This window comes from Neiella holothuriorum (assembly GCF_019457915.1).
Taxonomy (GTDB): Bacteria; Pseudomonadota; Gammaproteobacteria; order Enterobacterales; family Neiellaceae; genus Neiella; species Neiella holothuriorum.
In genome coordinates this window covers 43,322-56,155 of the sequence record NZ_JAHZSS010000018.1, presented here as the reverse complement: position 1 = coordinate 56,155, position 12,834 = coordinate 43,322, and the positions used below count along the sequence as shown (strand labels likewise).

10 protein-coding genes are annotated in these 12,834 nt (G+C 48.9%); 6 read left to right on the top strand and 4 right to left on the bottom strand.

Annotated elements, in window-relative coordinates; all coding sequences use genetic code 11:
- Positions 1–53: 53 nt before the first annotated feature.
- A complete protein-coding gene (locus tag K0504_RS13775) occupies positions 54–1,616 on the bottom strand; it encodes an AGE family epimerase/isomerase (protein WP_220104740.1) in 1,563 nt (520 codons plus the stop codon).
- A 228-nt stretch (positions 1,617–1,844) separates the two neighbouring features.
- Between K0504_RS13775 and K0504_RS13770 the strand changes: the two genes are divergently transcribed.
- Positions 1,845–4,340, top strand: a complete 2,496-nt coding sequence (locus tag K0504_RS13770; RefSeq protein ID WP_220104739.1) for a bifunctional diguanylate cyclase/phosphodiesterase — start codon at positions 1,845–1,847, stop codon at positions 4,338–4,340.
- A gap of 100 nt (positions 4,341–4,440) precedes the next feature.
- On the opposite strand, the gene K0504_RS13765 is transcribed toward K0504_RS13770, so the two are convergent.
- The 3 genes from K0504_RS13765 to K0504_RS13755 all read right to left on the bottom strand — a co-directional run bounded on the left by K0504_RS13765 (position 4,441) and on the right by K0504_RS13755 (position 8,150).
- The gene (locus K0504_RS13765) at positions 4,441–5,610 is read right to left on the bottom strand and encodes a 3-phosphoglycerate dehydrogenase family protein (RefSeq protein ID WP_220104738.1); all 1,170 of its coding nucleotides are present in this window, start codon (positions 5,608–5,610) and stop codon (positions 4,441–4,443) included.
- Between the two features lie 27 nt (positions 5,611–5,637).
- Positions 5,638–6,756: a phosphoserine transaminase gene (locus tag K0504_RS13760; protein ID WP_220104737.1), complete on the bottom strand. Its 1,119-nt coding sequence runs from the start codon at positions 6,754–6,756 to the stop codon at positions 5,638–5,640.
- 140 nt (positions 6,757–6,896) lie between these two features.
- Complete coding sequence (locus K0504_RS13755) at positions 6,897–8,150, bottom strand: valine--pyruvate transaminase (protein ID WP_220104736.1); 1,254 nt, start codon at positions 8,148–8,150, stop codon at positions 6,897–6,899.
- A 163-nt stretch (positions 8,151–8,313) separates the two neighbouring features.
- Between K0504_RS13755 and glpX the strand changes: the two genes are divergently transcribed.
- From glpX to K0504_RS13730, 5 genes are all read left to right on the top strand, one after another.
- Positions 8,314–9,321, top strand: a complete 1,008-nt coding sequence (gene glpX, locus K0504_RS13750; protein ID WP_220104735.1) for a class II fructose-bisphosphatase — start codon at positions 8,314–8,316, stop codon at positions 9,319–9,321.
- Positions 9,322–9,569: 248 nt separating this feature from the next.
- Positions 9,570–11,012 (top strand): multiheme c-type cytochrome, encoded by a 1,443-nt coding sequence (locus K0504_RS13745; protein ID WP_220104734.1) that lies wholly within the window; start codon positions 9,570–9,572, stop codon positions 11,010–11,012.
- 21 nt (positions 11,013–11,033) lie between these two features.
- A complete protein-coding gene (locus K0504_RS13740; protein WP_220104733.1) occupies positions 11,034–11,615 on the top strand; it encodes a NapC/NirT family cytochrome c in 582 nt (193 codons plus the stop codon).
- A gap of 242 nt (positions 11,616–11,857) precedes the next feature.
- Complete coding sequence (locus K0504_RS13735; RefSeq protein WP_220104732.1) at positions 11,858–12,505, top strand: GntR family transcriptional regulator; 648 nt, start codon at positions 11,858–11,860, stop codon at positions 12,503–12,505.
- Positions 12,506–12,653: 148 nt separating this feature from the next.
- The gene (locus K0504_RS13730) at positions 12,654–12,818 is read left to right on the top strand and encodes a hypothetical protein (RefSeq protein WP_220104731.1); all 165 of its coding nucleotides are present in this window, start codon (positions 12,654–12,656) and stop codon (positions 12,816–12,818) included.
- Positions 12,819–12,834 lie beyond the last annotated feature (16 nt).

Genomic DNA, 12,834 nt, shown 5'->3' with positions numbered 1-12,834 from the left:
AAATGGCGGTACCAGCACAGCCGCCATTTCTTTCAAACACAACGTTGAGCACGCTACTTTAAATCGTCAACCGCATAAATTGAGTGAAATTGAACACGCTGGCGATTAAATTTTGGTTGCTCTGGTGCAGCTGGTAACGGCATGACCGATTTTTCTTTGGCTTTGAAAAAATAGGGGGCGACCGTTCCCTTAAAGCTTTTCGGCAATGCAAAATATAGTGTTGCTGGCTCGCCAGCAAATTGCTGAAGGCCAAGATAAGAAATCAAGGCATGCTCTAAGGTGTGGTAGCCATTTTTCCAGTGGTGTTGTTTACCAAACCTTTCTTCACCGTATTCTGGGTCCATACGAAAGCGAACAAACCCATCGAGTGTGTGAGTCAGGTATTGCAAAAGAGAAGGATCAAAAAGCGCCAAGGTTACCGCCGCTTGATCGAGCTCCGCCCATTGCCACCACGAAGCATACATAGCATTTTCATCACCGCGCCAAATCATAAACTCACCATCTTCGCCGTAAATATCCGACAGCATCTTGCGATATTCCGGATCAGACAGGGTTTTAATCGCCATGTAATTGGTCGCGCGGTCAAGCGTTAACCGTATTCCACGCTCGGCTTGTTGTTTCCAGTCATTGAGCTTGAGGTAGTCAGCCGCCAAGTAAACCATCCAATAGCCTTTCACGGTGTGGCCATAGTCATTATGTCGGCCAAAACTAGCTTTCGCCGCCGGGTGGTGAATGCCTCCCCAAAATCGCATTTCTTCTGCACTATGGTATTGGTTCATCAACACTCCCGTCAGCCAAGCCAAGTCGGCATTCCATTTGGCTTGATGTGGCTCTGGCAGCAATGGCGCCACCAGCAGCATATAGGCATTGATCTGATCGAGTTGCGCCACCAGCTCTTGCTGTTTAGCGCTTTGTTCATCGCTGTCGCGTATCACCCAGTAGAGTTCGTTTTTCTGCTGGTTGCGGTACTTGTCGAAAATAAACGCCTGGGTCTCGATAAGCACATTTTCCACGATAGGATCGCGCGTGAGGTAATAATAAAAAGCCAGTCCGAGCAATGCGTACGCTTGATCTTGAGTGCTTCGTTGTTGCCACTTCGATCCTGCCTCACCATTCTCTAGATAACTCACAAAGCCGCCATTTGTCTCATCACGATGCTGGGCCAGCAGGTAGTCAACGCCAGCTTTGGCAAGCGCCAACGCTTTTACATCACCGGTGAGGTGGTAAATCACGCCATAGGTAAAGGTTTGCCGAGACAACATCCGCGTATATTGACGCCCAAGCAAGGGTTTGATCCAAGGTTGATTCAAGGCATCGCACAGGTTGTTCAAATCTGGCAACTGACCATCAAAGCAGCGAAACGTTGGAAAATTGCCAACAGGCTCGCCATACGCTTCAGGCTGCATCCAAAAACGTACTAAATTGTGGTCGATATGATGGCGCCATTCTTTCTCACTCGGCAGCACAACGGGCCCAGCTTGGGCTTGGGCTTGGGCTTGGGCTTGGGCTTGGGCTTGGGCTTGGGCTTGGGCTTGGCAATAAATCGGTGCAACTGCGGCCAAGCAAGCCAACACTAAAGCCACTAGCCAAGCGTTGCGATAAGGTATTCTCGGCATCGGAGTTCTCCTTGATGTGAGACGCCATTTGCCATTGAAGGTAGTTCATCAACAAACAATAAAAATTGACCTACAACAGCGGATTGGCAGAGGGTTTATCCACCACCGGTCAAACCAGCAAAGCAATCGACAAAACAGTGATCCCGAGCCAATCAAATTTTCATATTGGCGGTATCATTGCATGCCATTATCGTCTGTACTCCCAACGCTGTCATAGGGAACGCGCACGTGCAAAGCAAGTCATGTCACATCGAAAGCATTGAGCAATTGCTGGACTGGTTACCACAAGTATCAGCCCACTTACCTGCGCACCACTCGGCGCTCCTCATTCAACTATTCGCATACGACTATGCCGATAACGCGTTGGCCTACGCCCAGCTTTTACATGAACACTGGCCCGATGCGCACATCATAGGCGCCAGCAGTCAGCAATCATTGGCTGAGGGGGAGGCGCAAGAGCATGGCATCACCGTGGTGGTTTCATGTTTTGAACACACCACATTAAAAGTGGCATTCCATGAATTAGATGACGACATCGCGAGCGTAGGACAACAGCTGGCTCAGCAGCTCATAACACCCGATACCAAAGCGTTGATCCTGTTCGCAGATGATGCCGCGTATAATGACGAAGCTTTTTGGCACGGCTTAAGTTCACCAGATCAGCAATTAATTATTGCCGGCGGTCAGGCTGCCCCTATTCCTTCAGGCTCTTGGGTACTGCTCAATGATCAAATACACCATCAAGCGGCTGTTGCCGTCAGTTTGTGCTCAGAGCAACTAACCGCGGTTAATAATGCGTTTAGCGAATGGTTTCCAATTGGTCGTGCCCATGCGGCAGGGTTCAGTCAGGGCGAGCGCTTGTACCGCATTGGTGAGCGTACTGCCTACGAGCAATACTGCCATTACCTCAATGGCGGTCAACCGGTGTCACTCGAAGCAATTGCTGACTTTCCGCTAATGAGCGATGAACACCGCAGCCACAAAATCATCAAACCAACGCTCATTCATGACGATGGCAGCATCAGCTTCAGCGAAGGGATTACGGAAGGTGAATCGGTGTGGTTTGTGTATAGCCATCCGTCATTAACCGAACAACACAAGCAAGACAATATTCGCCAGCTGACAAACTACCAACCGCAGAGCATTTTTATATACAACTGTGCATCGCGCGCGCAGCTAGCTTTTGGTGACACCAGCGAACTGACACCATTTGCGGCCATTGCGTCTACCGCTGGTTTTTATTGCCATGGTGAATTTTCTGGCATTCAGCGCCCGCAGTCGCACCATCACACGCTGACTTACTTGGCCTTATCAGAGTCGCCACAGGCGCAACCAGAGCAGGCACAGTCTTACGATCAACACAGCTCGTTAACGCACTTGTTCTATATGATTCGTCGGTCGTTAGGCGATCTCGAAACCATGACGGTGAACTTAGAACAACAAGTTGAAAACAAAAACCAACAACTGCTGGCGTCGTTAAAAATAGATGCACTCACTGGGCTTCCCAATCACATGGCATTGCAAGCCAGTTGTGAAGTTCTACAGGACATTACCCACGCCGTAGCTATTCGGCTGACCAACCTAGCGGCAATTAACGAGTTTTATAGTCACCATATTGGGGATATTGCACTACGAAAGGTGTCCGAAGAGCTGCAACGTTGGGTTGCTGACTACCCACAAACCGGCCAACTTTACTCCACAGGGCCGAGCGAATGGGTCATCACCTTGCATAAAGTGAGTGATGACATGACCGCCAGCCTTGCCCGCTCCATTGAATACCTAATTGAAGAGCTAGAGTCAGAGCCGCTCAATGTGGAACATGAAATCAATGGGGTGATGCTGAACTTAACGCTGACCGCGGGTGTGGCGGATTACCTCGACATCAAACAGCAAGGTGGCAAAGGCCATGATTTAGTTTTAAAAGCTCAGGAGGCACGCCGCCGAGCCATGCAGCGCAACACAGTCGTGTGCACAGCCGATGAACTCTATCGCTCCAACAACAAGGTCGAACACCACATCAATGCGCTGTGTATCGTCAATAAGGCGCTCTCTGCGGAGCAAGTGTGCATCTTCGGCCAGCCCATTTTCCATGCCGGTAGTCGTCAGCAAGCATCAACCGAATGCTTGGTACGAATTAACAATAAGGGCCGAATCATTAGCCCCGGCGAATTCCTTAGCGCGATCCAAGATACCCACTTATACAGCCGATTAAGTCGGCAGATCATCGAGCAAGCATGTCAACTTATGGATGCGACCGGCCAGCGCTATTCCATTAACTTGGCACCTCAAGATCTGCAAAACGATCACACCATGCAACTGTTACTGCAGCGTATTGGTCAACTCAAAAACCCAACTGCATTGGGCATTGAAATCGTTGAAACCGAGGCAATTGAAGACTACCTGCATTTGAAAAATATTTGCTCGGCGCTGCGCCGACTTGGCACCCGATTAATCATCGATGATTTTGGCTCTGGCTATTCCAATATTGATGAGATCCTGATGCTAGAGCCTGATGTCATTAAGTTTGATGGCAGTTTGATTCGCAATATCGATCGTAATCAGCGGCAGCGCTTAATTGTGTCGAATATGGCCAAGTTGTTTGCTGATATGAACATTAAAACGGTTGCTGAATTCGTCCATTCAGAGGCGGTTTGTAACGTGGTTGAAGAACTAGGCGTGGACTACTTACAAGGTTTTTATTTAGGCCAACCGCAGCCACTTTAGCATTGCTTCAATGAAAACATTCGCCTAAAACGAGCCGTGATAGGCGCAACAAAAAAGGAGCCTCAGGCTCCTTTTTTAATTATCGACAAATTGACTGGCTTTAGAACGTATTAACGTGGAATACGTGTTCAACGGCAGCAATTGCCGCAATCAATTCGTCTGTCGGTTGGTGCTCAACATCCAAAATCGTGTAAGCCACTTCGCCGCGGCTTTTGTTCAACATATCGATGACGTTGATATTCATCTCAGACAACACCGCTAATACTTGGCTCAATACCGCCGGTACATTGTCATTGGCGAAGGTAATGCGGAACCCTTCACTGCGCTCCAAGCGCAAATTCGGGAAGTTGACTGAATTCTGGATATTACCATTTTTCAGGAAATCCATTAGTTGGCGAGCAGCCATTTCAGCGCAGTTGTCTTCCGCCTCACCGGTACTCGCACCTAAGTGCGGCAACAAGATCACATCATCTCGGCCCATTAAAGCTGGTGATGGGAAATCACAAACATATTTGTGAATGCGGTTGTTTTCGAGTTCGTTTAATACGGCCGCTTCTTCTGCCACAGAGCCTCGAGCAAAGTTCAGTAATACCAAACCACGTTTGGCTTGCTCTAGGTTTTCTGCGTTGAGCATATTCTTGGTGTGCTCATTGGCCGGAACGTGCAATGACACATAATCACAACGTGCTAGCAGCGACGGTAAGTTATCTGCACGTTCAACATCCGATGATAAGCGCCATGCGGCTTCAACAGATAGCACAGGGTCATAGCCAACGACGTTCATGCCCAGTGCTAACGCAGCATGCGCAATGTTGGCACCAATCGCCCCCAAACCAATGACACCCAAGGTTTTACCTGCGAGCTCTGAACCAACAAATTTCTTCTTACCCGCTTCTACTTTCTTGTTGAAGTCGCCGGTTTCTAATGTGGTATCAAGTGCTTGGCTGAAATTGGCTGCATCTAACAAGTTGCGTGACGCCAGCAACATGCCCGCAAGCACCAACTCTTTAACCGCGTTGGCATTTGCGCCAGGCGTGTTAAACACCACAATGCCTTGCTTGGTGCAAGCTTCGACCGGAATGTTATTCACGCCGGCACCACAGCGGGCAATGGCTTTAACACTCTCAGGGAAGGTTTCCTGATGAAGGTTATGTGAACGTAGCATGATGGCATCGGGCTCACCCACCACGCTATCGACTTTGTATTGTGCTTCTGGGAATAACACCAGACCTTTTTGGCTAATCGCGTTATAAGTACGAATTGAACGCATTTTTTATATTCCTTGTCTGATGATCAATTAAGCGGCGGTCACTTGCTGGTAGCCCCATGCCAACCAAGGCAGCATGGCTTGTAAATCACTTTCTTCAACGGTAGCACCACACCAAATGCGCAAGCCTGCTGGCGCGTCACGATAGGCGCCAATATCATAAGCAACACCTTCATCAGCCAGTAATTTGACCAGCGCTTTGACTTGCTCTGCGGTTGCATCGAGTTTCAAGCAAACAGACGTGTTTGAGCGGGTTTCGGCCGTTTCAGCCAAGAAATCAATCCAGTCATTGGCAGCAACAAACTGCTCAACGGCTGCGAGGTTTTGCTTTGATTTAGCAATAGATCCCGGCGCTCCGCCAAGGGATTCAACCCAGCTCATGGCATCAATGGCATCGGCTACACACAACATCGATGGCGTGTTGATCGTGGCGCCTTTGAAAATACCTTCGATTAATTGGCCGCCTTTGGCTAAACGGAAGATTTTTGGTAGTGGCCAGCTTGGCGTATAGCTTTCTAAACGAGCTACCGCTTTCGGGCTTAAAATAACCACACCATGAGCGCCTTCACCACCCAGTACTTTCTGCCAGCTAAAGGTAATGACATCGAGCTTTTCCCATGGCATCTCCATGGCAAAAACAGCAGAGGTCGCATCACAAATCGACAGGCCATTGCGATCATCGCTAATAAAATCAGCATTCGGCACACAAACACCTGAAGTTGTGCCATTCCAAGTAAAAATCAAATCATTGTCAGGGTTCGCTTGGCTTAGATCGGGCAGCTGACCGTAATCGGCGGTGTAAGTGTTGCTTTCAATCTTCAATTGTTTGGTGACGTCTGTGAGCCACTCTTTACCAAAAGATTCCCATGCAAAGACATCCACTGGGCGTTCACCCAGCATTGACCACATGACCATTTCCATCGCACCGGTATCAGACGCAGGAACAATGCCCACGCGATAGTCAGCTGGCAGTTGCAACACTTGTTTAGTTTGTTCAATAGCCTGCTGCAACGCAGCTTTACCAACCGCAGAGCGGTGAGAGCGGCCCAAGGTGCTCAAGTCCAGCTTGCTCGCATCGTAGCCTGGGCGCTTGGCGCAAGGGCCAGACGAGAAATTAGGGTTGGCAGGTTTTAATTGTGGTTTAGTCATAGTGGCTTAGCTCCGTGACACTGTCGTTCGGAATGACGCATGGATTTAAAAAAGAAGGGGATTATAAAGATCTTGGCGTTGCAAAAATACTGACCTAGCGCATTTAATTCAAAAAAAACGCATAAATATTCACTATTACGTTATTTCGAATTGCCATATAGCTCAGTCACCGTCCGAGCTAGAATTTCGATCCCTCGTTTTACATCAGCTTCAGGACCGGCGTATGACAAGCGGATACATTGTTGGCAATGAGGCCATGGTTCAGCCAAGCCAGGAAAGAAGTGCTCGCCAGCAACCAACAATAACCCTTGCTGCTTAAGCCGCTGGTAGAGTTCTCGACTGGTGATCGGCAATTCGTCAAACCACAACCACAGGAAGATGGCGCCTTCTGGTTTGTGGATCCGGAATCGAGGATCTGGGATCGCTTGTTTAAGCCAATTCGCGGCACGTTCGGCGCGCTGCTGATAGTAAGGCTTGACGACTTGCTCGCTCAAAGTCAGCAACTCTCCTGTTGCAGCCCAGTGCTGAGCAACGATAGGGCCAATGCTGCCCGGAGCCAACCCCATAATGCCGTTGAGATTACTAATCGCATTGATAATTTCAGGCTTGGCAACCACGATGCCGCAGCGAGCACCCGGCAACCCCAGCTTCGACAAACTCAGGCACAGCACAATGTTGTCATTCCAGATGGGCGAGGCTGACTCAAACATGATGTTTGGAAACGGTGCACCATAGGCATTATCGAGGAGTAGCGGGATATTGGCATCACGGCACAATCGATCAAGCCGAGCCAACTCTTGGTCAGTAATGACATTACCCGACGGGTTAGTCGGTCGTGACAAACACACCACGCCAATGGAATGATCCATAGGTAATTTGTCGAAGTCGGGGTGATATTTAAATTGGCGCTCAGGCAACAATTCTATGCGCGGTTTCACCGTTACAAATAGGTCATCTTCCAGACCTAAATCGCCATAACCAATATATTCGGGACACACCGGCAACAGTACTTTCTTTTTAACACCATCCGCCGAGGTGCCGGCAAAGAGGTTCATCAGGTAGAAGAACGCACTTTGAGACCCATTCGTCAGGGCGATGTGATCAGCACTAATGTCCCAGTCAAATTGTTGGCTGAGCAGTGCCGCCAGCGCTTGTCGAAAACTATCTTTGCCTTGTGGGCCATCGTAGTTCATTAATGACTGCACCAACGAGCCATCGTCTAACGCTTGTTGTAGATGAGCCTTCAATTTCGTTGCTACTTCGGGGATCTGTGCAGGATTGCCACCGCCAAGCATCAGCATTCCATCGCCTTGCATGCCGGCATTAAGATCATCCATCAACTCAGTAATGGCCGAATGCTGCAAAAACTTGTTGGCAAAATCAGACTGCATCATGAACCCAAGATCGCAAAAATTCGCATAAGCATACATGCCCCTGCGTGGTTGGCCAATTTGTTGATAAATCTAACCTGTTCCTGATCTGCGCTGCTATTTATGGCGAAGCAGCTCAGGCATACTATGGTTCTTCCAACAGACATAACCAAAAATCACACACATTATGAAACGAGAATTGGCCATCGAATTTTCCCGAGTGACCGAAGCCGCAGCTCTTGCGGGCTACAAGCACCTCGGCCGGGGCGATAAAAATACAGCTGACGAAGCGGCCGTCAACGCCATGCGCATCGTCATGAATCAAATTGAAATTGACGGTGAAATTGTCATCGGCGAAGGCGAAATTGATGAAGCGCCCATGCTTTATATTGGCGAACATGTTGGCCAAGGCGGCGACGCAGTGGATATTGCTGTCGACCCGATTGAAGGCACCCGAATGACCGCAATGGGGCAAAGTAATGCGCTCGCCGTACTCGCCGTGGGCGAAAAAGGCAGCTTCCTCAAAGCGCCAGACATGTACATGGAAAAGATCGCGGTAGGCCCTGGCGCTAAAGGCGTCATTGATCTTAATAAGCCATTACTAGAAAACATAGAAGCGGTGGCGCAAGCACTCAACAAACCCTTGTCAGAGCTAACCGTGGCAACACTGGCAAAACCACGTCACGATCCCATCATCAAACAATTGCATGAATTAGGCGTTCGCGTGTTTGCCGCGCCCGATGGCGACGTCGCGTTGTCGATTTTAACCTGTATGCCGCGAAGCGAAGTGGACGTCATGTACACCATTGGTGGCGCCCCCGAAGGTGTGGTATCAGCTGCAGTGATCAGAGCGTTGGATGGCGATATGCAAGGCCGTCTAATGTTGCGAACCGAAGCCAAAGGCGACACCGAAGAAAACCGAATTTTGGCAGGTTGGGAATCTGAACGCTGCCGCAACATGGGCGTAGTGCCAAATCAAGTCTTAGCATTGAACGATATGGCCCGTTCCGATCAGGTGATTTTCGCAGCGACAGGAATTACGAAAGGTGATTTGCTCGAAGGCGTCTCGCGTAAAGGCAATTTAGCGGAAACTGAAACCCTGCTAATCCGCGGTAAATCGCGCACGATTCGACGTATTCATTCCATCCATAAAATTGATAAGAAATCGCCCGAGCTGCATCAGTGGATTGATTAAACGAACCAAAGCCTGCATTCGCGAGCTTTAAATAGCACTATCAATGGTCATCGACGATGTAATTGGGTCGCATCGTCGATGTCTTTTTCCTTATAAAACATGCAGTTGTAATTTTTTAACAAATAATTGCCATCAAAAGGCAATTATTTGATCTCACCCTGTGATTATTTTGTTAATGGCGGCTATGTTTTGAACAAAATATCCGCTTAGTTAATGCGGGTACTATAAAAACACAAGGATGCCAGACCATGACCCGCTTGATTCATATAGGCAGAGCCCTGATCTTCCTACTGCTTGCAATGTCCGCTCACGCCGCCGCCCCTAAAGTTCAAAGTCTACAAACCTTCAGTTCCCTATCTGGAGAAAGTCAGCAATGCGTGGGGTGCCACAAAGAACAGAACATCGGCCTGTATCAGCAGTGGGGTAAATCCAAGCACTATGGCGCCAATGTGGGTTGCTACGAATGTCACCAAGCAGCCCCAACTGACAAGGACGCCATTGATCACGAGGGCTACAGTATCTCGGTCATCGTGTCGCCGAAAGATTGCTCTGGCTGCCATCAGCAAGAAGTTGACGAATTTGCTAAGAGCCACCACGCCAAAGCAGGCCAAATCATTGGCTCACTCGATAACTTTTTAGCGGAAGTAGTCGAGGGAGCATTAGTATTTAATGGCGAGTCGCCAGCGGCTGTATCGGGTTGCTGGCAATGTCACGGCGCAGAAATCAAGGTATTGGGAAATGGCGATCTCGACCCCACTACTTGGCCAAATACAGGTATCGGCCGTCTCAATCCCGATGGTTCTGTTGGCGCTTGTAGCGCCTGTCACCAACGTCACGAATTCTCCTTAGTTCAGGCCCGTCGGCCAGAAGCGTGTGGTAAATGCCACTTGGGCCCAGACCACCCGCAAAAAGAGATCTACGAAGAGTCAAAACACGGCATCAACTTCTATGCCCATGTCAACGAGATGAATTTGTCTTCGCCTAAATGGGTCGTTGGTGAGGATTACAATGCCGCACCTACTTGTGCAACGTGTCACATGAGCGCTACCCGCGATTTACCTATTACGCATGACATTGGTGATCGCATCAGTTGGACGCTACGCCCGGCTATATCTGAGAAAGTCGATGCCAAAGCCATTGCTTCCGGTAAGAAAGTCAAACCATGGCAAGATCGCCGCGACGATATGAAAAATGTCTGCGTTGCCTGCCACACCAGCCAATGGGTAGAAAACTTTTACCAGCAGTTCGACAGCTTAGTTAACTTATACAACGATAAGTTTGCACGGCCCGGTAAAGCCTTAATGGATGTACTGAAGAAACATGAATTGATTACGCCAACAGGTTTTGATGAAGAAATTGAATGGACATGGTTTTACCTATGGCACCACGAAGGACGCCGGGCACGCCACGGCGCAGCCATGATGGCTCCAGACTATGTGCAATGGCACGGCATGTATGAAGTTGCCGAACGTTTCTACATTGAGATGGTTCCGCAATTCCGTGAAATCGTAGAGCATGCTGAGCACGAAGGTAAGACAGAAGCTGCTGCCGATGCCAACAAGGTATTGGATGAGATACTCAGCCGTCCAGAACATGCGTGGTTTTCTGGGACCGAACCAGACTCAGTGAAAGCGGCACGTTTGAAAGCGCAGAAAGAGTTTAAGGCTCGCTACGCTAGCGAAAGTAAATAATTAACCGGTTAAGGACAGTTTATGTCTAACAAACAAAGCCGGTTTTGGACGCCCAGCAAGTCGAAATGGCTGCTGGGGATCCCCGTCGGAGGATTCGTTTTTGCGTTACTTGGCGCCGTTGGCCTTGGGGTATTTCATATCACCATGGAAGCCAGCAGCACGAATGAATTCTGCTATTCCTGCCATGTGGGGATGGACACCATTGTCGAAGAGTACCAAGCGTCCGTCCATTATAATAATCGCCATGGCGTGAAGGCTGATTGTGCCGATTGCCATATTTCAAAAGAATTTCTTCCTAAGATGGAAACCAAGATTAAAGCGCTGGCAGATATCTATTACCAGCTCATTGGCACCATCAATATGGAAAATTTCGAACAAGAGCGACTGCGCTTAGCCCAACATGTGTGGGATGAAATGCAAGCCAATGACTCGCGCGAATGCCGTAGCTGCCATGAGCCAACGCGGTGGGATTTAGCTGCGGCACCGACGCGAATTCGAGTCGCTCACCAAAAAACACTATCGGGTGAAGAAACCTGTATCAATTGCCATGCAGGCATCGCTCATCAACTACCACAGCGACATTTAAGCCGGAAAACACCATAAAATCCCCCAATTCATCTCCTGTAACAAATGCGCTTGCTGCTTTTACAATTTAACAAAGCAGCAAGCGTTCAATTATTAACTGTTATTTTTCATATTCTTACATAACTGCTCTCATAAAACCTGTCTGCTCCGAGCAAAAACAACCAAGCGATGCCGCGCTGCTCGGACTTGTCTTTAACGAAAATTTAACGTCGAATGGCTGACACTAACCACATGCAATGGATAGCCATGGCGGCTTGCAAATGAAGGTACCCAAGACTCGAACTGAATACGTAGTTTCCATGCTTCGAGAGCGAATTTTGTCAGGTGAACTGAAAGCCGGTTCAGCGCTGCGACAAGCCGCTTTAGCCGAACAAATAGGCGTTAGTCGTATCCCCATCAGGGAAGCATTACTTCAACTCGAAGCCGAAGGTTTGGTGGAATTTGAACCTCATAAAGGCGCTACCGTTGCCTGTATGTCAAAAGCAATGGTGGACGATCTATTTGAACTTCGCGCACTCATCGAATGCGACCTGCTGCGGCGTTCTATCCCACAAATGACCAAGGAAGATTTTGAACTGGCGGCATCCCGATTAGATAACATGGAGCGGGCATGGCAGCGAGAAGATCCGATTGCCACTTGGAGCGATATGAACATGGACTTTCATATGGCTTTATATCGTGCGGCTAACCGGCCTCATGCTATTGATTTGGTTCGTACACTCAACCATAACTCAGGCCGCTATGTTCGCATGAATTTGTTCCTCACTGGCGCCAAGCCACGATCGGAGTTGGAGCATAGGCAACTACTTGAAATGTGTCATAACGGCGAAGCCGATGCGGCATGTGAGTTACTCCGCACTCATATTTTGAGTTCAGCTGAAGAAATTAAAGCGCTGATTAATGTTTAAGTGAGCCTGTGACCCGGTTCAAAAATAGCCTGTTCATTGGCCTGACTAAGCCCCTTTATGGGGCATAGATCACGACCTCATTAGCACTGTTGGCTAATCTTTACGGCTATGGGCAGCAACGTGGCTGCCGCCGATACGGGTTAACATCATGAGTAAGCGTGAAATAGACGCGCTTCTGGACCAGATGCTCCATCAAATGGATCGCATTAGCACGCAGTGGGATGAAAGCGACAACCAAACGCCGATAGATAGCAATACCGGTAGCCACTCTTCGCAATCAACCAAAGACGCTTCCGTGTCGGAGTTTGTGTAGTTAACTCATGTGGCCG